The 24,825-nt window shown below is 54.9% G+C and carries 19 protein-coding genes; 14 read left to right on the top strand and 5 right to left on the bottom strand.

Annotation, left to right across the window (positions count from 1 at the left end; genetic code table 11):
- The first annotated feature begins 1 nt into the window (after position 1).
- The gene (locus tag BN2106_RS15300; protein WP_050699414.1) at positions 2 to 2,185 is read left to right on the top strand and encodes a M56 family metallopeptidase; all 2,184 of its coding nucleotides are present in this window, start codon (positions 2 to 4) and stop codon (positions 2,183 to 2,185) included.
- A gap of 510 nt (positions 2,186 to 2,695) precedes the next feature.
- On the opposite strand, the gene BN2106_RS15290 is transcribed toward BN2106_RS15300, so the two are convergent.
- Positions 2,696 to 3,406, bottom strand: coding sequence for a tRNA 2-thiocytidine biosynthesis TtcA family protein (locus BN2106_RS15290; RefSeq protein ID WP_050699412.1), 711 nt, complete (start codon positions 3,404 to 3,406; stop codon positions 2,696 to 2,698).
- 391 nt (positions 3,407 to 3,797) lie between these two features.
- Here BN2106_RS15290 and rplM point away from each other — a divergent pair, with 391 nt between their 5' ends.
- Both rplM and rpsI read left to right on the top strand, forming a co-directional pair.
- Positions 3,798 to 4,226, top strand: a complete 429-nt coding sequence (gene rplM, locus BN2106_RS15285) for a 50S ribosomal protein L13 (RefSeq protein WP_050699411.1) — start codon at positions 3,798 to 3,800, stop codon at positions 4,224 to 4,226.
- A gap of 17 nt (positions 4,227 to 4,243) precedes the next feature.
- Entirely contained in the window at positions 4,244 to 4,645 is a 402-nt protein-coding gene (gene rpsI / locus BN2106_RS15280; RefSeq protein ID WP_050699410.1) for a 30S ribosomal protein S9, read from the top strand.
- A 150-nt stretch (positions 4,646 to 4,795) separates the two neighbouring features.
- Here rpsI and BN2106_RS15275 read toward each other — a convergent pair whose 3' ends face one another.
- From BN2106_RS15275 to BN2106_RS15265, 3 genes are all read right to left on the bottom strand, one after another.
- The gene (locus BN2106_RS15275) at positions 4,796 to 5,071 is read right to left on the bottom strand and encodes a hypothetical protein (protein ID WP_050699409.1); all 276 of its coding nucleotides are present in this window, start codon (positions 5,069 to 5,071) and stop codon (positions 4,796 to 4,798) included.
- A gap of 145 nt (positions 5,072 to 5,216) precedes the next feature.
- Positions 5,217 to 5,393, bottom strand: coding sequence for a hypothetical protein (locus BN2106_RS15270; RefSeq protein ID WP_207641730.1), 177 nt, complete (start codon positions 5,391 to 5,393; stop codon positions 5,217 to 5,219).
- Between the two features lie 175 nt (positions 5,394 to 5,568).
- Positions 5,569 to 6,054 (bottom strand): class I SAM-dependent methyltransferase, encoded by a 486-nt coding sequence (locus BN2106_RS15265; protein ID WP_050699407.1) that lies wholly within the window; start codon positions 6,052 to 6,054, stop codon positions 5,569 to 5,571.
- A gap of 1,473 nt (positions 6,055 to 7,527) precedes the next feature.
- Here BN2106_RS15265 and BN2106_RS15250 point away from each other — a divergent pair.
- The 9 genes from BN2106_RS15250 (at position 7,528) to BN2106_RS15210 (ending at position 18,026) form a co-directional block, all read left to right on the top strand.
- Positions 7,528 to 8,778, top strand: coding sequence for a 3D domain-containing protein (locus BN2106_RS15250; protein WP_050699404.1), 1,251 nt, complete (start codon positions 7,528 to 7,530; stop codon positions 8,776 to 8,778).
- Between the two features lie 335 nt (positions 8,779 to 9,113).
- Entirely contained in the window at positions 9,114 to 9,482 is a 369-nt protein-coding gene (locus tag BN2106_RS15245) for a hypothetical protein (RefSeq protein WP_050699403.1), read from the top strand.
- 28 nt (positions 9,483 to 9,510) lie between these two features.
- Positions 9,511 to 9,795: a hypothetical protein gene (locus tag BN2106_RS15240; RefSeq protein WP_050699402.1), complete on the top strand. Its 285-nt coding sequence runs from the start codon at positions 9,511 to 9,513 to the stop codon at positions 9,793 to 9,795.
- Positions 9,796 to 11,466: 1,671 nt separating this feature from the next.
- Positions 11,467 to 12,108, top strand: a complete 642-nt coding sequence (rpe, locus tag BN2106_RS15235) for a ribulose-phosphate 3-epimerase (RefSeq protein ID WP_050699401.1) — start codon at positions 11,467 to 11,469, stop codon at positions 12,106 to 12,108.
- Positions 12,105 to 13,331 (top strand): 4Fe-4S dicluster domain-containing protein, encoded by a 1,227-nt coding sequence (locus tag BN2106_RS15230; protein ID WP_050699400.1) that lies wholly within the window; start codon positions 12,105 to 12,107, stop codon positions 13,329 to 13,331. Before rpe ends, BN2106_RS15230 begins: the two co-directional genes overlap by 4 nt.
- A 1-nt stretch (position 13,332) precedes the next feature.
- Complete coding sequence (locus BN2106_RS15225; RefSeq protein ID WP_050699399.1) at positions 13,333 to 14,295, top strand: RnfABCDGE type electron transport complex subunit D; 963 nt, start codon at positions 13,333 to 13,335, stop codon at positions 14,293 to 14,295.
- On the top strand, positions 14,285 to 14,947 hold the full coding sequence (locus BN2106_RS15220; RefSeq protein WP_050699398.1) for an Rnf-Nqr domain containing protein: 663 nt from the start codon (positions 14,285 to 14,287) through the stop codon (positions 14,945 to 14,947). Before BN2106_RS15225 ends, BN2106_RS15220 begins: the two co-directional genes overlap by 11 nt.
- Complete coding sequence (locus tag BN2106_RS15215) at positions 14,944 to 15,534, top strand: Rnf-Nqr domain containing protein (RefSeq protein WP_050699397.1); 591 nt, start codon at positions 14,944 to 14,946, stop codon at positions 15,532 to 15,534. The genes BN2106_RS15220 and BN2106_RS15215 overlap by 4 nt, the downstream gene beginning before the upstream one ends.
- Before the next feature lie 275 nt (positions 15,535 to 15,809).
- Entirely contained in the window at positions 15,810 to 18,026 is a 2,217-nt protein-coding gene (locus BN2106_RS15210; protein WP_050699396.1) for a TasA family protein, read from the top strand.
- A gap of 147 nt (positions 18,027 to 18,173) precedes the next feature.
- Here BN2106_RS15210 and BN2106_RS15205 read toward each other — a convergent pair whose 3' ends face one another.
- Positions 18,174 to 18,629, bottom strand: a complete 456-nt coding sequence (locus BN2106_RS15205) for a hypothetical protein (RefSeq protein WP_050699395.1) — start codon at positions 18,627 to 18,629, stop codon at positions 18,174 to 18,176.
- 596 nt (positions 18,630 to 19,225) lie between these two features.
- Between BN2106_RS15205 and BN2106_RS15200 the strand changes: the two genes are divergently transcribed.
- Together BN2106_RS15200 and BN2106_RS15195 are read left to right on the top strand one after the other, a co-directional pair.
- Entirely contained in the window at positions 19,226 to 19,765 is a 540-nt protein-coding gene (locus tag BN2106_RS15200; protein WP_050699394.1) for a stage V sporulation T C-terminal domain-containing protein, read from the top strand.
- Between the two features lie 303 nt (positions 19,766 to 20,068).
- The gene (locus BN2106_RS15195; RefSeq protein ID WP_082236546.1) at positions 20,069 to 24,517 is read left to right on the top strand and encodes a leucine-rich repeat domain-containing protein; all 4,449 of its coding nucleotides are present in this window, start codon (positions 20,069 to 20,071) and stop codon (positions 24,515 to 24,517) included.
- The last annotated feature ends 308 nt before the right edge of the window (positions 24,518 to 24,825 follow it).

Here is a 24,825-nt window from a genome sequence, read left to right as displayed (position 1 = left end):
CATGGAGAACACATTTCTCACGGTTTTCAATATGAGCCTGACCGCCAGCTATATTTTTCTGGTGGTGCTGTTGGTTCGTCTGCTGTTAAAGCGCGCGCCACGCCGCTACTCCTATTATCTGTGGGGCGTGATGCTGTTCCGGCTGGTGTGCCCGTTCAGCTTTGAAAGCGTTCTGAGCCTGTTGCCATCCGCCCGCCCGGTAGTCCCGGCGGATATTGTCTACCAGGCGCAGCCGCAGATTCACACGGGGATTCGCGTGCTGGACAACGCCGTCAACGCGTCGCTGCCCGCCGCAACGCCCGCGGTCAGCATGAACCCGATGCAGTTGGTGCTGGCGATCGCCGCCGTGATCTGGGTGGTCGGCGTCGCGGGGATGCTTCTATATGCGGTTATCTCCATCTGGATGTTAAAATGCCGTATACTGGGCGCGTCGCCTCTGGGGGACAATCTATATGAGCTGGAAGGGCTGGAAACGCCGTTTGTCTTTGGGATTTTTCGCCCGAAAACGTACCTGCCCGCCGGATTGACGGAAGAAGAACAACGGTACGTCCTGTTGCATGAGGAAGCACACCTTCGGCGCGGGGATCATCTGATAAAGCCGCTGGCGTTTCTGGTGTTGTGCGTCCACTGGTTCAACCCCTGCTGCTGGGCCGCCTTTTTCCTGATGGGGAACGACATGGAGCTTTCCTGCGACGAATACGTGCTGGAGAAATTGGACGGAGAGGGGCGGAAGGCGTACGCTTCCTGTTTGCTCTCGTTTGCGACAGGCCGCCGCATCCTCAACGGAAGCCCGCTTGCGTTTGGCGAGGGCGGCGCGGCCCAGCGGATTAAAAACGCACTGAAATACCGGGAACCCGCCGTTTGGGTGGTGGGCTTCGCGATCACAGCGCTGCTGTTTGCGGGCTTTGGATTAATGGGGAACCCGCAGTTGCCGCGCTCCACACTGGCGTGGGCGCAAAATTTGCGCGCCGGCGAGGTGGAGCAGATCGAGCTGTTGGTAGATCCGGGAACGGAGGGACGGCAGTACCGGCTTTTTACACAGGAGGAGATTCCGGAGGTCGTCCGCCTGCTCAATGAAAGCGACGGCAGATACGCGGAGCAGGCCGAGGAATTGGAAGGCGAGACAAAGACCCTGTACATCCGGATGAAGGACGGCGGACAGCACATGGCGTCCAATATCGGAAATACCTATCTGGAGATCGACGGGGACTACTACCGCGCCGCTTACGGGTGGCTGAGCGGCTGGAAGTATGAGGGGAACGCCGTCCCGCCCGTGGGTTTTGCCCGGCAAGCTTCGACCGCGCCGCTGAAAGCGCTGACGGATTCCGTCGTGTACGACCCGCAGGCGGAAGAGCTCCGCTTTACGATCCCGCAGAAGCTGGAGCGGGGGACGCGTTTGTCCCTGCACGTCAGCGGTCGTTTGTTAACGAAGGACGGGCAGGGCATGAGCTGGCACGCCTTTGAGGAAGAAAGCGAGTCGGGAAACTGGGAGCCGGGGAAGACCTACCGCGCGCAGATCGGCGTGGACGCGATGGATACGGTGGAATTAGACGCGGCGATTTTGTCCGAAACAGGCGATATCCTCTCTGAAGAAACCATTCAAATCAGCGGAGTCGGCGGAACAAAGGCAGACGAACCGGCGGCAAATCAGCTGGAATTGCCGTTTTCGTTGAGCGGCACGCCGGTGGAGCTCTTGGGCGGCGGCACGATTGAGCTCCAGCTGGTCATGACCGAAGGGCGTATATGGAATTCCAACGACCCGGATTTCATTTACGGCGGCTATTTTCAGGACGGCGACAACTACGTGGGTCGGTTTGTCCTCCAATCCGTGCGCGACGGAACGGTGATTTCGCAGATTCCCGTAAATTTGGGAACCGATGAGGACATTTGCTTTTACGGCCCGGTTGCCCTACAGATTGCCGACTACAACGGTGACGGCAATCCGGACTTTGCGCTCGGAAGCTGGCTGTGGAGCGGCGGAAATTCCTACAATATATATAGTGTCAATAAAGATGGGATTCTTTCCCAAATCGGGCAAATCGAACGACACGATTCCCGCGAGTCCTCAGTGCTGTTGGAACAGCCCGCGGAAGGGGAAATTGCGGCGAAAATCTGGAACCAGGCGACAGGGGAGGAAGAGACCGTCCTTTATACTTGGGATGGAACGTCTTTCAATGCCAATTAAAATTTTGATATAACATTGCGCATGCAACAATATATTATAGCTTTGTCATGAAGTGAAATAACAGGTTAAAAAATGTTGCGTATGCAATAAATATTCTAGTGATTTCTGAAAGCGAAGACCCCACGGTTTTCGCAATGTAAAAAATTGTTTTAATAAAATTTGTTTTACTTTTTAAAGTAAAAAGTCTTTGCTGTCGCTTTTCAAAGCGACGTATACCCCCAGCGGAAGCTGGGGAACGGAGAAAAGCCCCAGAGGCAGCACCCTGTCTCACAAAGGACAATATCACTCGTTCCCACTCGCTCTTCTCAGGAACAAGAGTCCCGCTCCTTGCGAGGAGCGGCAAAGGGCCCTGCCCTTTGATCCCGCCGCTTTTCAGAAAAGCGGAAAAACGCGTTTTAATCATTACCTGCGAGGTGAAAAAGGCCCCGGGAGATTGTTCCGACCGTCCCGCCACTGCGCGGTTCCGACCCCGGAAAAAGAAAAGGGCGGGCCGTCCCGACCGGAGGTCTGTTACCAGTTGTCCAAGTGGGCGCGCTGTAACGCGCCCATTGTCTTCGCCCGCAGGTCGGGGAACCGCTGTTCCAGCTCCGCAATCAGCCCGGCGGTATCCTGCCGGCTGGTCGCGCCGTCGACCGGGCAAGCGCTCTTGACCACGGGCAGCGCGTGTCTCCGCGCGGCGGAACGCACCGCGCTTTCCTCCGTGAATACCAGGGGGCGGATCAGCCATAAATCCTTCCGGGAAAGATAGCTTTTCGGTGAGAAGCAGCCCAGCTTCCCGCCATAAAATAGGTTCATATAAAAGGTCTGCACCGCGTCGTCAAAATGATGGCCCAGCGCCAGCTTGTTGCAGCCCGCTTCCTTTGCCATGTTGTGCAGGATGCCCCGGCGCATCCGGGCGCATAAACTGCACGGGTTGGACTCCTTGCGCTCCTCAAAGATGATCTCTCCCAAACGCGAGCGGCGCAGGCGGTATTCCACGCCCAGCTCCCGGCAGAGCGACTCCACCGGCGTATAGTCCGTCTGGACGCCGCCAAAGCAGGGGTCCACCGTCAGCGCCACAACCTCGAACGGCTGTGGATAAAACGCCCGCAGCTTTGCCAGTGCGGTCAAAAGTACAAGCGAGTCCTTTCCGCCGGAGACGCCCACCGCCACGCGGTCCCCCGGCGCGACCATCTCATAGCGCTCCATTGCGGCGCGCATTTCTCCCAGTATCTTCTGCATGATCGGTTTCCTTTCCATTATATATAGAGTTCTATCCGTCCATTATACAGGAAGGCGCGCGGATTGAAAAGGACAAAGAAGGTGCCCGCTTTTGTGAAGGCGGGTGGTTCTCTTTTTTGCGCGAATGAAAGGGAATGCACTGCTTGTGAAAAAATAAATTATTAGAATGACGGGCCAGCCAGAGGGAGATAATAAGCCAAAAAGGCGTGAAAACAGAAGCATTTGCCAAAGTAAATTAAAAATTCCGAATTTGGGGGTTGACACGCCTGTTCCCGTTGTGGTAAGATCAGTACTGCACTGAGAGTCTATCCCCGAATAAATTGCCGCAACCGCGGGTTTATTGAGGGATAGGCTCTGGAAAAAGAATACCGAAATTCAGGAGGTAAACGCTATGTCCACTTATATGCCCAAGGCCGGCGAAGTCGACCGCAAGTGGTATGTGATCGACGCGGCAGGGAAGCCGCTGGGCCGTGTTGCGGCGCAGGCTGCCGTTCTGCTGCGCGGCAAACACAAGCCGACCTTTGCTCCGCATGTCGATTGCGGGGATCATGTCATTATCATCAACTGCGCGCAGGCAGTTCTCACCGGCAAAAAGCTGGAGAAGAAATTTTACTATCGTCACACCGGTTACATCGGCCATCTGAAGGCTGTCCGGTACGACACCCTTATGGAACAGCGTCCGACCAAGGCGATGGAGCTTGCTGTCAAAGGCATGGTTCCGGACACCACCATCGGCCGCGCCGCATTGACCAGACTGCGTTTGTTTGACGGCGCCGAGCACAAGCACGCCGCCCAGAAGCCCGCAGTTTGGGAACTTTAAGGGAGGGAGACTGAATTATGTACGAGAAAGCGCCTTATTTTTACGGAACCGGCAGAAGAAAGAGCTCCGTCGCGCGCGTGCGCGTATACCAGGGAACTGGTAAGGTCACCATCAACGATCGTGACATTGACGATTATTTCGGTCTGGACACCCTCAAGCTGATCGTGCGTCAGCCGCTGGTGCTCACAGAGACCAATGAGAAATTTGACGTTGTCTGCCGTGTGGCAGGCGGCGGCGTAACCGGCCAGGCCGGCGCGATCCGTCACGGCATCGCCCGCGCTCTGCTCCAGTACGATTCCGAGAACCTGCGCTCCACGCTCAAGAAGGCCGGGTTCCTGACCCGCGACCCGAGAATGAAAGAGCGTAAGAAGTACGGCCTCAAAGCCGCACGTCGTGCGCCGCAGTTCTCCAAGAGATAATTTTCCCATTTGGGAATTTCTCGAAGCGCTTCATCATGCAAAAGAAAGAGATGTTTCCCGCAGAACGATCTGTGGAAACATCTCTTTTTCTGTTACAGGTTCAATTGCTGTGGTTTAAGCGCGTTCAACCGCTTCGTTTTGAAGGGGTTCTCATTCCAACACACCCAATCGTTTGAGAAGCCAAACACAATCTTTTAATCCCTGTTGGTAAACATACTGTTCCTCTTGCCCGTCAACGCTCAAAATCAGCGCAAAACAGTCTTCAGCAAAATCCTTTTCCTGCTTGGCAAACATCGTATCGCAATTGCGGTCCATTTGCGCCAGCTGTTCCTTTAACAGCTGGTATTCTTCCGTTTCCCTGAACTCCGCGACGGCCCTTGCCAAAAGCTGTTCTATAAATTGCTGGAACTCTGCTTCGTTTGTCATATGGCACATCCCTTTCATCATCGTTCCCAACAACAACTTGAAAGAAATAACGGCCCATGGTATAATATTTAGACCATCATAGCCTTTGGCTGTTGTTGGGTTGTGGGAAGCGGCGTTACTTCTTTGCGAGAGGGCGCCGCTTCTTTCATTTTTTCTGTTCCAGGTCGGCGATCGCTTCCCGGACGCCATCTGCACGCGTCAGCCCTTTTCGCTGGCAGTACTCGTCCAGAATTCTCGCCTCGTTGGCGTGAACGCGGACGGTCAGTTTGACGCATTTGGGGTTTTCCGAGGGCCGCCGACCTTTCTTTTTTGTGTCTGACAAGGTGATCATTCCTCCTTTCACTGTCGACACTTTTAGTATAGTTTGCCGACAATGAAAAAGCAACAAGAAAATTCATAAGGAGAAAAAATTTCACCTAAATTTGGAAAAAACGACTGACAAAAAGGGAGAACCGGCATCAAAACGCCGGATCTCCCTTTCCTTATATATAGTTGTTTCATCTGTGCGAAAACAGGTTTCGCAGAGTGGCTCCCCGTTTGATGCAGAAGAACGCAATATTATTCGGGATCAGCGCCGCCTTTCGGACCGTTTTGGAATCCAGTATTTCCTTTACAATATAAGGCGTCACTTCCAGGCCGTATGGTTCCAGATGATCGCGGCAGTCCGTTCCGTACAGGCGGCAGTGATCCATTTGTCCATCATACCGTAGACAGTCCTCCACAGAAACGATGCGTGCATCCTCCACGGTTTTCTGATTAGAACACACCGGAAACGAGAGGATCAGGGTGCCGCCGGGCTTGAGACAGCGCTTCAGATCAGAGATTACGCGGGCTTCGTCGGTAACGTGCTCCCGTACATGGTTCATGATGATATAGTCGAACATGCCATCTTCAAACTGCATAATTGTGACGTCCACAACATACTTCGCCCTTTCTGGCATAATATCTCCGGTATAATACTGGCACAGCTTGTTCTGTTCCATCCGCTTTGCAATCTGGTGTTCCGGCGCGATTTGCAGGGCGGTGCAGTGTCCTTTGTAAGATGGCGGTATGCTGTTCGATCAGGTAAAAGGACCATGGAACCGGTCGTGAGACCGGCAATAGGGACAATCGAAGTCTTTGTGCACGCCGCCTCCAATGATATGCAGTTCTTTGAAGACCTCGCTTTTGTGGCTAAATTTGTAAAAGAATGCGGCGTGCAGGCGGCATTAATTGCTGGACCTCCGGTATCGGAACCCGGGTCCCCGGATCAAGCTTTTAAAACCTGTCATCCATTCTTCCTCCCACTGTACAAACAAAGCTTTTCTGCATAGTATCTCAGAAAACAGCGTTTGTTTCGGTTTTAAAAGAATGATTCCGCAAAGAAGCTTCCATTATCTTGTTTTCCCCACTTTCCACAGCGTTTTCCTTTTCCACTGTGGAAAACTCAGTGGAGATTGTGGAAAGAAGGCTGGAAATCGTGTAAAAACCCCAATATCTATGATGCCACCGATAAAAAGCACAAAAATAGGCCTTTTTTGTGACTTTGCATGGTGAATGATATCGACATTTTTTGACGATTCTTTCGCGCTGTGGAAAGTCTGCCTCTGGTAAAAACGGAATCATGCGGATAGACTGATCCGACTGGCTTGGCAAAGGGAATTCTGTACGCATTAGACAAGAAGCGGTTCTGTTCCAGAATCCTGAAAGGGAGGAATATTGTGGATAACCCGTTGAAAACCGTGGAAAACCCTTGCGCCGCAGGGGAAAACACCGCAAGCGAACAGGAAAAAATTCCACACGCCTGTGGAAAAAATCCCCGGCGGACGGATTGCATTCCTGGAAAGAGGCTCATACTATCAATAGGAAAAGACAGGCGGTAATTCCGCGGCCAACCGGTTGGGCGCGTCCGGCCTCTCAAAGCCGGTGAAGACAGGTGCGGGTGGGAAAATCCGTCAGCCGCACAGGAAGAAAGAACCGGGAGCCGCAGAAGGGGATAATGCCTGGAAACCCAGCGTACAAGCCGTTTTTTGTTGTTTTCGGAAGGGGATGCAATGCAAATTTATTTTCTTTTGCGGCTGAAAAAAGGCATAAAATACAGAGGTGAAATCTTTGTAACAAGTTTGTAACCATTAAATTCTTGCATTGTGCACAGAAAACCCATTCGGCGTGCATCCAGCAAAACCGAAAAAAACCGCAAAAAGGCGGCGTATCATGGGAACATGGTAAAATACTATTTTTCAATTTGTTCATAATGCCCAAAATCCGATTCGATGGAAATTTGACAATGTGCGATTGGATGAATATAATACGGACGTTGACACAAATCCTAATCACGATGACGCGGCGATCAGGGGGCTCCCCCCTAAATGTAGTAGCTGTATTACTTTGTCAATGTCTTTTTATCGCTCAACAGGAGGGCGGCAAAAAGTGATGGCCAAACCGAAACTGCCGCAGCAAAGGAAAAAGGTGAAACAATGTTCAATCAGAAAACGAAGCAGATTCTGGAGACAGGAAAGCGCTTCCTATGTAGAACCCCGTTTAAGAGACTGACCGCTCTGCTGGTCATGACGCTGATCACGGTCAGCTCCGTCATCACCGTTATGGCGGCGACACGCGACGTCAATCTCACGTACAACGGGGAATTTTATGCGTTCCAGACCACGAGCGGCGGGACGCAGGACATCCTCAAGCTGGCCCGGGCACAGTACCCTGAGATCGAGGTCGGCAAGGACGACAATATTACCCGGACGGAAAACGACGAGGCGATCAATCTGACAGTGGTCAGCGCATATGACGCGGCAATTCTGGCAGACGGCGTCACCCACCACGTTTTGGCGTATTACGGGGAAGATGTTGCGGATGTGTTGGATAAAGCGGGCGTCACGCTGGGCGTGAACGATGTGGTAGAGCCTGAGAAGAACGAAACGGTCACCGAGGATACGGAAATCGTCGTGACGCGAAGATATGAAGTTTCCATCACGGCGGACGGAGAAACAGAAGAACTGCTTGCGCCGTCCAATACGGTGGCGCAAACCCTAGAGGACCAGGGAATCACGCTGGGCCCGGATGATGAGGTCAGCGTGAATTTGGACGAACGTGTCTGTGATGGCATGCAGATCGTCGTCGCGCGTGTCCGGTATCAGGAGGCGACCGTCACGGAGGAAATTCCGTTTGAGACGACCACCAAGACGGACGCGGGTATGGACAAGGGCAAGAAGGTCGTGGATGTGCAGGGTGTACCCGGCAGCCAGACCGTTGTAAAACGTCAGAAATATGTGGACGGGCAGCTCGCGGAGGAAACGGTTCTCAGCACAACTGTGGACGTGGAACCTGTGACGCAGGTAGTGCGCGTCGGCTCCAAGCCGAGAAGCGCCACAACGGCGATCGTCAACGGCGACGGAACGCTGGTTGACCACAAGGGCAATACCGTCAATTACAGCAAAGTCATTACAGGGCGTAGTTCCGCCTATACCGGCGGCGGCCGCACCTCTACGGGCAAGCCGGCGGCGGTGGGCCTGGTTGCGGTCAATCCGAAGATCATCCCGTACGGCACAAAGATGTATATTTGTTCGCCGGACGGCAAGACCGTCTACGGCTATGCCATCGCGGCGGATACCGGCGGCGGCGTCAAGAGCGGGCGCATCGTGGCAGACCTCTATTACGATACGTACCAGGAGTGCATGAACTTTGGCGTGCGCAATATGAGCCTGTATATTTTGGACTGATGAAGCTCTGATTTTTTAATTTTGCAGAGGACCGTTCCGTGAAGCGCTGCTTCCGGAACCGCCCTCCGCTCGGCTATACCATAAACACATCCAACAGACAAGAGCCCGCGTTTCATGCGCGGCTCACACAACATGAGAACGATCCCCCTGCCATCGGCGGGGGGATCGTTCTGTTCCACGGGCTTTCACGGACTTTGCCTGTGAGAATACAGGCTTGCGTTCGATTTTTGTTCGAAAAAACGCTTGCACAAGCAGAACGTCTGTGTTATTATAAACACAGACAGAACATATGAGCGCTTTCGGCGTCGGCGTCGGAGCGGCAGGAGGGCGGAACAATGAACGAAGTGATGGGAATTTTATGGATTTGCGGCGCGTGCGCGCTTTTTGTCAAATACCGGCCGCGGACGGAGGAAAGCCGGGTGCTGTGTATTTTGACCGCTGTGATGGGTTTTGCGGCGCTGACAGCGGGGGAAGGAAACGCGTTCTTTACGGCGGTGCAGACCGTGCTGATGCTGATTACGGGCCTGTGCTGCCTGATACAGGTGCGCCGGGAGTATTTGTGCCGGAGACGGCGGCAGCAGCGGCTGCGTGCCCTGCGGCGGGGCAGATACAGCGGTTCGCCGGTGCGGCCCGCACCGTGGTTGACAGAACCGGACGCGCGGGGTATACTGAATGCAAAAGCGGAGGGCCGGCGGACGGCCTGACGCAGCGGGTTCAGAAAGGGCTAAAGCGATGATGGAATATATTTACGCGGGTATGTGGTTCCTGGTAGGGTTGATTCTGATTTTTCGGTTTGGCCGGGAAAACCGGATCATGTATGCGGCGGGCGGATTTTTTCTGATTATGGGCGGCTGGTGGGTTGCCAATACAATGACGTCGATAGACCTGTTTACCGGTGTATGGGGATGGGTATTCCGCGCGATTGCGGCGGCGGCGCTGATCCTGCTGTGCGCGGCGTACTATAAGGACCGGAAGCGGCAGATTGCCGAAGGACAGGATAAGGACGCGCATTCGTAATTTCTCAGTACATGATAAAATCGCGGAAAAGGGGGACAACATCCTCCTTCCCGCGATTTTTATTTTAGAAACCTTGGATTTATGCAGACCATTTTCCCGCGAGCCGCATACAATAAAAGTGCGGGGCGAATATATTTAAACCGCTTCATCATAGATTGTCCGGTAGTGGCTCGCCCCGCTGCCGGGCTTCCAGCCGGGACAGCCGGCGCGAAGCGGCGTGCGGTGAACGACCCGGGCGTTCGCCGGACGGGAAGGACAAGCTCCCGGACCTGCGGTCGGCAAAGCCCGGACGTGCGACGTCTTACGCGCCTCCGGCGGCTTTCCCAGTAAACTTACATAATAAAGTAATAATCTTTTATATCCCACCGTACAAGGTGTTTTTATCCCTAACATAAATACCGCTGTGGCGGGGCAGACAGGACAAGCTCCCAAGGCTTTTTTTATTTTGTGGGTTATGCCCCCAACGTGTTTTTCCGCTTTTCTAAAAAGCGGCGGGATTAAAGGGCGGCGCCCTTTGCCGTTCTCCGCAGAGAACGGGACGTGCAACGTCTTTCGCGGACCTCCGGTCAGGACACGCCTACGGCGAGGACCATTTTCACCTTGTGGCAATTCTTTACATTTGTCTTTCTACGTTTCTAAAGGCGGCGAAAACCATTTTTACCTTGCAGACAATTCTTAAAATATATTCTTCTACGTTTCTAAAAAGCGGCGATGGTCGTTTAGAGTGTCGAGCGAGGCTTTAGCCTCTAGCGAGCGTCCCAACCGGAGGTCCTCTTCCTGAGAAGAGCGAGTGGGAACGAGTGATAGGGTTCTTTATGAGGCAACATGCTGCCTCTGGGGCTTTTCTTTGGATCCCCGGCTTGCGCCGGGGGTGTACGTCGCTTTGAAAAGCGACAGCAAAGACTGTTTACTTTAAAAAAGTAAAACAAATTTTTATCTTTCAAAACAATGGGATTCTTTGTTTTAAACAAGCAAAAGCAAATTTTCACATTGCGAAAACAACGGGATTCTTCGCTTTAAGAAAGCAAAGAAATATTTGTTGCACAAGCAATATTTCTGTTACGGCTTTTATTTCATAACACAATTACAGCGGAAATTTTTGCAGGGACAATCTTATATCAAAAAGCAAAATTAAAAACACTTTACATGAAATAAGCAAATTAATTGCACGTGCAATCTTGTCCCTTTTTACGCTTTTGAAAAAGCGGGAGAAAACCGCTGGTTGCCCTCATGCCGGGCGGCACCAACTTTCGGTCTTGCCACGAAAGTTGGACAAAGGCACGCGTAGGGGGGGCGCGAGAGCTGGGCTCCGGATGACTTCGACTCACGCCCCCCTACACCCCCGGTATCCTCATTGGAATTCTTTGCTCAGGGCTACCAAGGTGCTCTTCATTGCCGGCGAAGCTTTGGTTTTCTCCGCTTATGGGGATGCTCGGCCCAGGGTCGACTGGGTGTTTTTAATTTTCAACAAGAAAATTTAATCAAGTTACTGGCTAAGATGCCACACGGGAGTTGGTTCTTTCCGTCGCGGGCATCCGTGGTATTTTGTTTTGCACAACGTCCGCCCGCGCCGTGCTGACCGCAGGTCTAGTTGAAAAAAAGAGAGAATTCAGGTACAATAAACAGGAAACGAAACCGCCGTAAGGCGAAACATAAAAGGAGGCCGCAGCCATGTTGATAGCGCCGTCGATGCTGTCTTCGGACTTTGCGAAATTGGGAGAGGAAACCGCACGGATGGACCGGTCCGGCGCGGACTGGATTCATCTGGATGTAATGGACGCGCATTTTGTGCCGAACCTGACGTTCGGCGCGCCCGTGATCGGGGCGATCCGCGGTTATACCAAGCTGCCGTTTGACGTTCATCTGATGATCAGTGACCCGCTCCGCTATGTCGGGGACTTTTTAAAGGCGGGCGCGGATGTGATCTCGTTCCACCTGGAGGCCGACAGCAGCATTCCGGATACCATTCGCGCGATTCGTGACGGCGGCGCGAAGCCCGCGCTGGCCATCAAGCCGAAAACCCCGGTAGAAGCGGTTTACCCCTACCTCGACCAGGTGGACATGGTGCTGGTGATGACCGTGGAGCCGGGGTTCGGCGGACAATCCTTTATGGAACCGATGATGGAGAAGGTTCGCGCGCTCAAAAGCCGCGGCGTCTATGTAGAAGTGGACGGCGGCATCAATCTGGAGACCGCGCCGGTTGCAAAAGCCGCGGGTGTGGACGTCTGCGTTGCAGGGACCAGTGTGTTCGGCGCACCGGACGCAGCGGCGGCGATCCGCGCGCTGCGGGAAGGGAACGGGGTGATCCTTTGACCCTGTTTCCGCGCGGCGTCCGGCTGGAGCCGCACAGGGACGCACCGCTCCGGCAGGGCATCCAGTCCCTGCCCGCGCCGCAAAAGCTGCTGGTTCCGCTGCCAGGCTGCGCCCGCGCGGCGGACCGGACCGTTGTACCGGGCACCTGGGTTCCCAAAAACGCACCGCTTTCCGCGCCGCAGTTTGCCGCACCCGCCTTTGCGCCTGCCGCGGGGAAAATTGAGGAAATCCAGACGGTCAACCATCCGTTGCTGGGCGAGACGCCCTGTGCGGTGCTCATCCCGGACTGGGACAATCCCGGCGAGGAGATGCAGCCGCCGGAACACGGGCACCGGGAGCAGATCATTGCGGCGGCGGCTTCAGCGGGCATTGTCGACGAGTTCGACGGGCAGCCGCTGTATAAAAAGCTGAAACAATTCCGCCGGCGCGGCGTGGATCTGCTGCTGGCGAACGCCATCGACGACGATCCCTACGTGTCTTCCGCTATTGCGACGCTGCGCGCCTGCCCGGATCAGGTGCTTCTCGGACTGGAAGCAGCGGCGAAGGCCTGCGGGGCGGCGGATTGCCAAATTGCGGCGAGCTCCCGCGCGGAGGTCCGCCTTTTGCAGAGGACCCATGCAACCGCTTCCTGTGTGGCGGTGGAGACGCGGTACCCCGCCCGCGCGATGCTCAAACGCAAGCTCTACCGGGAGGGGAAGAAAACCGGCTTTATCGGCGTGCAGGCCTGCGCCGCATTGGAGCGGACGCTGCGCACCGGCCTGCCTCAGACAGAAACTCTCGTCACCGTCACCGGGGACGCGGTTCTCAATCCCTTTAACCTGCGCGTTCCGCTCGGTACGCCGCTCCATAGCCTGCTGGATTTCTGTGGGACGGAGCAGGCGCCGGGGGCCTGTTTTATCGGCTCCTCCGTGACCGGCCGGCGCGTGACGGACCTGGGGACGCCCGTCACGGCGGATACCCGCTGCCTGATCGCACTGAAAAAAGCGCCGGTCCCCAGAGGCTTTCCGTGTATCGGATGCGGCCAGTGCGCCCGTGCCTGTCCCAAAAGCATTGTTCCCTGGGCCGTCTATGAGGAGATGTCCCGGGAAAAGCCGGACCCACTCCGGCTGACAAACGTGCAGCACTGTATTGCATGCGGTGCGTGCGGGCTGGCCTGTCCCTCAGAGATTCATCTGACGGCCGCCGTGCTGCGCGCAGCGGAATACAAGGGAGGGGGCGCGTAGGATGAAGAAATCGGTCTGTTTGAAAAAAGAGCGGACGTCCCGCTCCATGCTGGGCAGTATGCTCCTGGCGCTCTGCACGCTGCTGATCCTGCCCACCGTCTATTTCGGCTGGGGCCCGCTGCTGACCACGGCCCTGACCGTCGGACTGTGCTGTCTGGCGGAGCTGGCGTTCTGTCTGGTCAGCAGGAAGCCCGTCAGCCTCTCTGATCCGTCGATTCTGGTGACGGGCCTTGTGATCGCGCTGCTGATGCCGGTCGGTGTGCCGTATTGGGTGCCCGCCATCGCCGCACTGTTTGCGGTCTGGGTGGCGCGCGGCCCCTTCGGCGGCACGGGACACAACCCGTTTAATCCCGCGGCGGCGGGCGTGGCATTTGTCACGATCTGCTGGCCGCAGCGGGTCTTCGCGTATGCCGCACCGGTCGGCTGGCTGCCGCAGTGGCTCGGCCACAGCGCGCTGATTCCCGCCAGCTCGCCTGCCGCGGTGCTCAAAGACCATTTAAAACCGGACATTGTTCCGTTTGAAATGCTCTGGGGCAAGTTCCCCGGGCCGGTCGGCGCGACTGCGATGCTGATCATCGGCGCATGCGGCCTGTACCTGATCCTGCGGCGCGCGGCGAATTGGGAAGCGCCGCTGTTTTTCCTGCTGGTCGCGGCGGGGATCGCCGCCGCTGCACCGCGCATCGCGTGCAGCCCGCTGACCTCGGTCAAATATGAACTGATGTCCGGTTCGCTGCTTTTCTGCGCCGTCTTTATGATGACGGACCCAGTGACCGCGCCGCGCACGTCGATAGGGCGCTGTCTGTATGGGGCATTCGGCGGCGCGGTCATAATGGCGTTCCGCCATTTCAGCACCTATGAACAGGGCGCGTGTTTCGCCGTGCTGGCGTGCAACGCCATTGCGCCGCTGCTGGACCGTGCGGTCCTGCGGGCGCGCGCTTGGGGAGGGAAACGCATTGAAACGTAAAACAGCAGAAAAAAGACGCCCCGGTTCCCTGCGGGAAACCCGCACCATCTTTTTCAACGGGCTGTTTCTCAAAAATCCTGTGCTGATCGGCGCGCTGGGCCTCTATCCGGTGGTTGCGGCGGGCTATAACCTGCGTATGGCGGTGCAGCTCTCCCTGCTGATGCTCTTTATCTCTCTGCCGACGGGCGTTATCTTCTGCCTGGTCGGGGAGTTCCTGCCCGGCTGGCTGCGTCCCGGCGCGGTTTTGGCCGTGAGCGCGGCGTGCTATCTGCCCGCCGCGTGGCTGGTCAACCAGCTGTTTCCCGGATCGCTGAACACAATGGGAATTTTCGCGGGACTGATGATCTGCAATTCCATGGTGCTCTCACGCTGCAACGATTACGCTCCGGCGCATCTGCTGCGTGCGGTGCTGGCGGATATCCTCGGCTGCGTGCTGGGGTACTCACTGGTGCTGTGTGCCGTGGCCTGCCTGCGCGAATACCTGCAGCGCGGCAGCGTGTGGAACGGCAGCACCGGGCTTTACATCCCCGCCGACAGGGGAACGGCGCTGCCCTTCTTTGGCTTTATCGTGTTGGGCTTTCTGGCCGCGCTGGTGCAGGGAATCAACCTGCGGCGTGAGAAGAAGTCCGGAAGGGAGGCGCCGCGTACATGAGTGAGTTTGCCAAGCTGTGCCTGGCCACGCTGGCGGCCGTGGCAGCGGAAAACGTTCTGTTTTCCGGCGGCGTGGGGTTCAGCCGCGTCCTGCGCGCCGCGCGCAGGCCCGGCCTGATGGGCCTGTACAGCTTTTTTGTGGGGCTGTTCTCGCTGTTCACCCTGCTTCTGGCGGGGGCGGTCGGTCCCATTCTGGCTGCAAACAGTACGATTTTGTTTCTGCGGCCCGCGATCTATGCAGTATGCGCCGCGCTGATTTATCTGGCTGCCGCGTTTTTGTGCCGGTTCCTGCTGCCGAAGCTGTACCAGAAAATTGCCCCGGTGCTCGCGCCCGCGGCGGTCAACTGTATTGTGCTTGCCATGCCGTATGTGCAGCGCCGGTTCAGCTATACGGGCTGGGAGGCGGTTGGCTTTGCCCTGGGGACAGGAATCGCGTTTTATCTTGCGTCACTGGTGCTCGCCGAGGCGCAGGCGCGCTGTAAAAAGGGCTGTGTGCCGCGCGCGTTCCGCAATCTGCCCGCGACCCTTTTATATGTGGGAATTCTGGGTATGGTATTCGCCGCGTTTACAGGCGGTAAATTGTTTTAACAGGACATCAAATAAAAGAGAAAACTCCTTCGGATGATCATCCGGAGGAGTTTTCTCTTTGCCCCAAAAGTTACAGGACAATTTACCATGATAACAGGAAAATAATACCTAAATATAGCCAATATTTTTCCGAAAAGCATTCAATTATAGAAATGGAATGCTATAATGTGAATAACATGTAAAATATGGGAATATTATACCCATTTTGCGTTGGCGCCCATGCCGCTGGAGCGGCTAAGATACATATTAAATTAAAAAGATGTGGAGGAAGCAACATGAAGACGAAAAAAAGCAGGATCCTTTTGTCTGTGGTATCCGTCCTGCTGGTGTTCAGCCTTCTGGTCGGCGGAACAATGGCATGGTTTACCGACACGGAAAAGGTGGACGCAAACTTTACGGCGGGTATCCTGGATATCAACGTGAAGCCGGACATTGAAAATCAGGCAACCTTGGAATTCAAGAATCTGCGCCCGATGCAGTATGACAATTTCTATGCCGAACTGAATGCAGCGGGTGGCGCCAACAACGTGGCGGCAAATGAAATGGATGAAAATGATTTCGCGCCGGCGCCAGTCTACTTCCAGCCGGTCAAGATCACGAACGACGGCACACTGCCTGTCAAGTATGAAATTTCCGTTGAGGACATCGGCGCACAGAATGACATGGTCAAGAATGTGCTTAAAAATGACGAGGGCGGCGTTTATCAGCCGAAGGACCAGCTTGAAATCCCCTGTGAGGAAGCTCCCTATATCCTGAAGGATGTCCTGAAAATTTTTGTTTACAAGAATGTGAATAATGTCTGGACCCTAGTAGAAGGCGTCAACCTCAATAGTGTAACTGCAAAAGCGGACAAGGAAGAAGACGTCTATAAGGCGGATGCGATCATGCCCGCCAAGGGTGAGGAGACCTATGTAATCGCGGGTTATCTTCCGGAAGGTGTAACCAACGAATATCAGGGCAAACATTTCCACGGCAATGTGGTTGTAAATGCTTATCAGCCGGACAGCACGGAAGGCGCGAGCAGCGGCGGAAGCAGTGAGCCGGAAGTAAAGGATATTCCGATTACGATTCACTATACCCTGGCGGATGGCACAAAGGTAGGGAATGATTATCAAATTACCGCAAAATCTGATGCGTTCCCCTACACGGTAACGGAAGCGAAGGCAACTCCAGGCCTGCCGAAGGGCTACCATTTTGCAGATCCGGAGCAAAGCTATGAATCCACCTTAACGGGAGATACGGCTTCTGACGTAACGTTCATCGTAGAAAAAGATGAAGAGCCGGTTCCGGAATACGATGTAACAATCAATTTCTATGATGTTATCAATGAAAATTCTGCGGGAAGCACAGTTGTAAAGGTAAGCGAGACAACAGTCTTTAATAAGGATAATCTCGTCCTGCCGGAGAAGTTTGTTCTGTTCCCGGAAAGCCAGTCCTATACCGTTACGGTAGAGAATAACACCGTAACTCCGTCTTCCATCACAGTCAATGTAGTTAAGATGGATGGCGACAGCATCGTTTTGAACACCAAAGAGGGTGTTTGGAATGTTGGTAAAGACATGACTGCGAAATACGTCATGGAAAACGATATTACTCTTGCCCGTGGCTGGGAAGTACTTGGACTGGGCAGCAACACGGACACCAGCTTTACTGGTACCTTTGATGGAGCGGGCTATACAATTTCCGGCTTGCATTCCGTCAAGAATGATTACAATAATATTGGACTCTTTGCGCTGAACAACGGTACAATTAAAAACCTGAACTTGTCTGTAAATCAGATGGAGGGCAGCCAGTATGTCGGTACGGTTGCAGGCCAGAATGAGGCAAGCGGCGTTATCTCCAATGTGCATGTAACCGGAAATTATGTTGGTGCGCTCAGTAAAGGCAGCGATGGCGGTTTCGCGGGCGGTATTGTTGGTGTGAACAGAGGTGTTATGGAAGATTGCAGCAGCAATATTAAAGGTTCTGGAGTCACTAGGGGCGTTGTCGCTTATAACTACGCGGGCGGCATTGCAGGCGGAAACTATGGAACCATCCGTACCAGCTATGCGCTTGGTGGTATCAACAGCGGATATGTAAATGATATTAATGCTGGAAATGTATCTACATATTATGCAGGCGGTTTGGTTGGAGGAAATACCGGAACCATTGAAAACTGCTATGCAAATGTAGGCGATTATATTGCTGGAGTGCAAAACGTAGGCGGTTTTGCCGGATTAAATGGTAGTACTGGTCAAATCCGTAACTGCTATGTAATTCCGAATGATAAAGTATATGGTGGCACATATAATAGCACCATCAGTATCGGTAAAAACTCTGGTTCTGTCAGCAACAGCTATGCGGAATCCACAACTTCTGGTACGGTAAATGGCTTTACCAGAAGAACCAAAGCTCAGATGACCTCCAGTACTGCTCTGAACGGCTTTGATGCTTCTATTTGGAACTTCACCGCTGGCAGCTATCCGGACCTCGTCAGCAATCCCAGAGCGTAATTTTAACACACAGAACCCCCGGCACTTGCCGGGGGTTCTCTTTATGTCTCTATCTTTTTACGTTTCATCAGCAGGTATGAGAAACGCCCGGCAGGACAAAGTAAAGCTTGTCCCGCCGGGCGTTTGCCATTTTTCAGTTGCCATACATCAATATTTGATGCTGTCAAACAAGGTGTTCATTTTATTCTGGTGAATAATTTTGCCTTTACCTAGCGCTACCGTATCTTCCAAACGAACCACCACGTAATAAATTTCGCCGTTCTCCACCGTATAGCGGCTGTAAGCGGAGGAATCCACATTTTTGGTTTTTGCCAGATCGGTCATTTTAATGTTGTTTTTAATGCTGTTGTAGGTGTCGACGGCGGTCTGCTGGTCCTTGCAGACGGCGAAGTCGACCTCCATACCGGCTTCCTGGTCCAGTGCAATGCGGAAATCCACAAGGTCTTCCGAGCTCGTTTCGGGCGCCTGTACGATAAATCCGGCGTTTTCTGCGTGCGTTTGAAACTCCTCTGAGGAAACGGGCGTGCGTGCCGCGCAGCCGGTGCACGCGAGTACGGCGGCCAGCGCCAGTGCAACGGCGCCCAGTCGAAACCAATTTTTCAAAAGAAACCCTCCAACTTGTAATAGGATGCTTCTATTATACGACTTTTTTTCTGTTTGTACACCCTCAATTGTGAGAGCAGAACGCACGAACGGTGTTTTCCGGGAGCATATTGTTTCTGTCATGCTATTGCGTTTTATCTTTGGCATAAAGAAGCGCTGTGGAGTGAGATATAAAAGAAACCGTTAATGATAATGACCTACGGGAAAGACCACCGCAGATGCGAAAAAGGAAATACCTTCGCTCGCTCTATCTTGGTCGGAAAATCGGGAGCATGTCATTTCCGTCGCGGACATCCGTGGTACCGTGCTTTGCGCAACGACCGCCCGCGCCGACCCGACCGGAGGTCCCGTCGCGGACATCCGTGGTACCGTGCTTGAGTAAGCGACCGCCCGCGCCGACCCGACCGGAGGTCCGGAGGTCAAAATTTGCCTTGTCAAAACCTGTATAGTCAGGAGTTTCCTGTGGATAATAAGACCATGCCGGATCAAACGCCGTTTTAAAATGGTAAACAGGGCGGGAGAACCATCCCCGCTGTGAGGTGGGTCCGGATTAATCGGTGAATGTGTCTCATTAAATAGATCAGGAGGGAATTAACTTGAAGGCCACAGGAATTGTCAGACGTATCGACGATCTCGGAAGAGTCGTAATCCCAAAGGAAATCCGCCGCACGCTGCGCATCCGTGAAGGGGATGCGCTGGAGATTTTTACTGACGCGCAGGGCGGTGTTATTTTTAAGAAGTATTCGCCGGTCGGCGAAATGTCCGTGTTTGCGGGCCAGTACGCGGAGGTGTTGGCAAAGGTAACCAACCTGCCCGCTGTTGTCTGCGACCGCGACCATGTGATTGCCGCGGCGGGCGTGTCCAAGAAGGAGTATCTGGAACGCCGGGTTTCTCCGGAACTGGAGGAATACATGCAGAACCGGCATTCGTATGTCAGCGGAAAAGACAGCGGCGAGGTTCGCCCGGTTGAGGGCGTCGATAAAAGCGCTTGCGTGATTTACCCGATCATTGCCGCCAGCGACGTAACCGGCGCGGTGATCCTGCTCAACGGCGAGACGAAAGAACCCGCCGGAGAGACAGAGGAAAAGATTGTACAGACCGCCGCCTGCTTCCTTGCAAAGCAGATGGAGGAATAAGCTCCCGGAACGGGTAAATGCCAGTCAGTCTTCTGCTCTTGAAAGCGGACGGAATCGATGAAAAATTTTGCCTGCCGGAAATGCATTTTAATAGAAGATGATTTCATTTGATCCTAGTATTCCCGGCTTTTGCGCGGTTCTGCAGCGGTTTATCCTCTTTTAGAAACAAAATAACATGTTCTGGAATCCCCTGAGTTTTTCGGGGGATTCTTTTTTATGGAAATTTATTTATATTGAATAATAAATATGAATGCATGTTTACAAATTTTAGGGAATGTATTATGATCGAAGGAGAAGAAATTTATGAAAAGGAGTGGTTTCATGTTCAAAAAGTATCTGTCCCTCTTGCTCTGCCTGACCATGGTGTTTTCCTGTGTAAGCTTCTCCGCGCAGGCAGCGCGCGGGGCGGACGACGCCGGGCCGGAAATTGCCTGCTCCGAGGAAGGCATTCCGGATGCAAATCTGTATGCGGCGCTCTGCAAAGCGGCAGGGACCGAAACGCTGCATGAAAACGACCTTGCGCAGGCAACGGAACTGGACCTGCGCAGGAGTGAAATTGCCTCCCTCGCGGGCCTCCAGCTTTTAAATCTGGACAACCTGCAAACGCTCGACCTGAGCCGCAACAGCCTGACCGCGATTGCGGCGGAATCGCTGTCCGCGCTTCCGGCCCTGACGCATCTCAACTTGGAAAACAACGGTTTCACGGACCTTACCGCGATTGAAATGGCATCGGACACGCTGGAAATCCTGGATCTGTCCAACGAAGCGTTCACGGAGCTGCCGGAAGGGGCGTTCCAAAACCTGGACCTGCCCGCCCTGAAACAGTTGTACTTCTATGAAAATGACATCGCGGACATCGCGCCCGGCGCGTTTGAGGGCGCGCCGCCGCAACTAGAATGGCTCGACCTGTCGTACAACAGCCTTTCCCAGACGCCGGTGGGGGCGTTTGAAGGGCTTTCTCAGCTCACAACGCTCGACTTGGAGTACAACGAGGTCGAGGTTTTCAGCGAAATGCACTTCGACGGTTTGGACAGCCTGGAAAACCTGCTGTTCAGCTGGAACAATCTGGAGGCACTGGAGTCCGGCGACTTTGACCGCGAGGGTTTGCGCAATTTGAAGTACATCGACTTTCGGCGCAACGCCATCGACAACGTGCCCGCCGGGACCTTTGCGGGCGCGGACAGCATTGTTTCCATCGATTTCACCAGCAACGTGCTGGAGAACTGGACCTATGTGGATGAGGACACGCCCTACGTCGACCTCACCGGACTGGACAACCTGGAGACGCTCGACCTGAACGACACCTGGATCAAAACGCTTCCGGCGGACGCGTTTGCCGCCATGCCGAAGCTCAAGACCCTGATCGTTTCCACCACCTATCTGGAGGCCCTTGTGCCGGGAACCTTCCGCGGCCTTGCCCAGCTGGAGACGCTCGATCTCAGCGGAAACCGCGTCACAAATATTCCGGCCGGCGCGTTTGAAGGCCTGGGCGAGTCTCTGACGACGCTTTCTCTCTGGAACAACGACATTGAATCCATTGAGGAAACGGCGTTTGCCGGATTGACTGGCTTGCAGCGGTTGAACCTGAGCAACAATAAACTTGCCGCACTGCCTGACCTGACCGGCCTGACCGCGCTCAATACGGAGGAGAGCGAAAACAACTGGATCACCAATTTCCGGGGAAATTATCTGCTCAGCACGGAGCTGGCGGACAAGCTGCCCGCACAGCTCACGGCGGACGCGGACTGGCTGCTGAACCAGGCGGAAGGACAGCAGTATACTGTCGTGTCGGTTACACAGCCCGGCGACGTCAGCGTGGAAAAGGGTGACGTGCTCTTCTTCCTGCAATTGCCGAACCAGCTGACCGCGACGATGGAGGACGGCGGCACCTATCCCGTGACCGTTTTCTGGGACAGCAGCCCCGTGAATATCAACGCCTACGGCACTTATCCGATCACCGGCAAGGTGCCCGGCTACAGCCAGCCGGTACATATCAATGTGATCGTCGCCCGCCCGCCGCGCACGGACCCGATTCCCAGTTCCGCCTTCACGGTCTCCGCCAATTCGGTCGACCGCGACCAGGTGGCGATTGCGAACGCGTTCGACGGCGACAACGATACCCGCTGGCACACGAAGATCAGCGAGCCGGACAGCTATCCCTATATTGTGGAAATCCTCTTTAACGAAACGCACACCATCAACGAGGTGCAGTATGTTCCGCGCCAGGACGAGACGGACAATGGAACCATCCAGCAGATGGCGATCTACGCGGGCGCGGACGCCGCATCCGCCGTCAAGGTGGGCGACTATACGCTCGTGAACGACAAAACCACCAAAATCATGAACTTTGACGCGGTCGAAGCGGATTATGTGAAATTTGAGATCACACAGGGCGTCGGTGGATGGGCCAGCGCCTCGGAATTCCGCCTGTACGACGCGTCCGTGCCGCTCAGCAAGACGGAAATCGTCTCCGTCGCGGCCAGCTCCACGCAGCCGAACAACAACACCGACATTGAAAATGCGTTTGACAACAACAATGATACCAAGTGGCACAGCAAATGGGACGAGGTCAACCAGTACCCCGTGACCGTGGAGGCCACACTCAAGAGTTCGCATGTGCTGCACAAGGCGCAGTATGTGCCGCGCCAGGACAGCCAGACGAACGGCATCATCACCAGCCTGTCGGTCTATGTCGGCGCGGACGCGGAAAGCGCTGTCAAGGTGGGCGATTACACGCTTGCCGGCGACGCGACCGTAAAGTGGCTGGAGTTCGAGCCGACAGCGGGCAGCTATATCCGGTTTGAGATCCACGCGGGTTTGGCCGGGTTCGCCAGCGCGGCGGAATTCCGCTTGTATGAGACGTACGAGGAGCCGCAGCCGGATACGTATGATGTCACCGTTGCATCCGTTGTTGGAGGCACTGCCGCGGTTACAGCGGACAAGCAAATTGCGGCGGCGGGCGAGACCGTCACCGTGCGCATCGCGGACGTTGAGGCGGGCAAGCGCTTTCAGAGCATCGCGGTCACAGACGCGAGCGGCGCGTCCGTGGACGTGGCGGAGGTCACCGCGGGCGAAGCTTATACGTTCACAATGCCAGCCTCCGCCGTCACCATTACGGTAACACTGTCCGCCCCGGTGGACAAATCCGGACTGGAAGAACTGTTTGAGCTCTGCGGCGTGGCGGATGAGAAGGACTTCACCCCCGCAACCTGGGCAGAGATGGTCAAGGTCTGGGACGAGGCGAAGCTTGTCTATGAAAATCCCAATGCCACACAGGAACAGGTCACCGGCGCATACGATGCATTGTATAGCGCGTTGGAAAACCTGAAAATCCGCGCCAATACCGCGGAATTGCAGAAGACAATCGAAGAAGCGGCGGCGGTCAGAACCATCATCGACCGGTATACTTCCACCGGCAAGGCGGAATTCCTCCGCGCGCTGGATGCGGCAGAAATCGTTCTTGCGAACGGAGAGGCGACGCAGGCGGAAGTCAACAGCGCCAGAGCAGCATTGTCCGAGGCCATGGCAGTGCTCGTCCCCAAGGGAGATAAAACCCCGTTGGCGGAGATGATTGCGGGCACAATGGAACTCAATCCGTCCACCTACACAGCGGAGAGTTGGGCCGGTCTGCAAACCGCGCTGGCGGCGGCGAACCGTGTGATGGCGAACGAGGACGTAACAGAAGAAAACGTCCAGACCGCATTGAAAGAGCTGGCGCGGGCGATTGCCGAACTGAAACCGGCGGAAACGCCTACGCATCCGGAGCTGGACGCGCTCGTCAAAGCCGCCCTTCTTCTGAAAGAGGAAAACTATACCGCGCCGAGCTGGAGCGTGTTCCGCGCGGCGCTGACCGTGGCACAGACCATTCTGGAGGATCCGGACGCGACGGACGCGGAACTCGACAGCGCCTATAATGTCCTTTCGTACGCAATGCGCAAGCTGGCCTATACGGCGGACGCCTCCACGCTGCGCAATCTGGTCGCGGCGGCGGAAAAGCTGGTCCCGGATCTGGAAGAGCAGTACGTTCCGGAGGGACAGGCGGAGTTCCTGAAAGCGCTGGACGACGCAAAGCTCCTTTTGGAAAACAAGGACGCCACCCAGAGTGAAACAGACGCGATGGCGGCACGACTGTTGGAGACCATGATGGCGCTGCGCGTAAAGCCCGACAAGGCGCTGCTGGAAAAATTGCTCACGGAGGGCGAACAGTTTGAGTTGAGCGGCTACACCGCGTCGAGCGCCGCCATGTACCGCGCGGCCCTGCGGCTGGCACGCACAGTCTATGAGAACCCGAACGCCACGCAGGAGGATGTGCAGAGTGCCTGCACCCAGATGCGGAACGCCCGCATTCTGCTGGTGAAGGACCCCGGCACAACGCCGGAGCCGTCGGCGCCCAAGGGCAAAAAGCAGACGAGCCGGATGCCCGCGCGGAATACCTACGGCAAAGAAGGCTACGCGGTAGTGTCCGCCGCACAGAGCGTACTTGCCCCCGCCGCCGTCCGCTGCGATACCACCAAGGACTTCACGCTGCAGCGCGGCAGCAGCTATTGCTTTAAAATTACCGCGGCAAACGGCATCGTTCCGCGCTTCACCGTTGGCAACGGAAGCGTGCTCAAAACGCAGTTTGTCAAACAGGCCGGCAGCGATTATTATTATACGGTCTACGCCATCGGCAAAGCGGGCGAGAGCACCGGCGTTTATATGGCAGTGGGCGACGGCGCGCCGCAGAAGCAATGCGTCGTGACGATCGGATAAAAATTGCGCTTTAAAAAGGCTGGACCATAGTTATTAAAAAAACGCGGGGCGCGGCAGAGACGAATGTCAATGCCGCGCCCCGTTATGTGAAGATGGCGGTCTGCCGTGCATTTCAATGGGCAGCAGGTAAAATTTGCGCAGTTGCGTGGAAAAAGGCTTTTGCGAAAAGCCCCTCTTTATAAAAGATGAAAAAGCGGGTTATACTATGTTTATTGCCTGTATGGCTAAATTAGCCGTCATAAGATGGAAAGTTGTTTCGTATAAGAACGGCTAAAGAGGAAATACATCTTATATCAAGAAGGCATCCT

It is taken from the genome of Anaeromassilibacillus senegalensis (assembly GCF_001261775.1).
GTDB classification, from domain to species: Bacteria; Bacillota; Clostridia; order Oscillospirales; family Acutalibacteraceae; genus Anaeromassilibacillus; species Anaeromassilibacillus senegalensis.
Note: the sequence above shows the minus strand (reverse complement) of the source record. Positions and strands in the feature narration are given on the sequence as shown.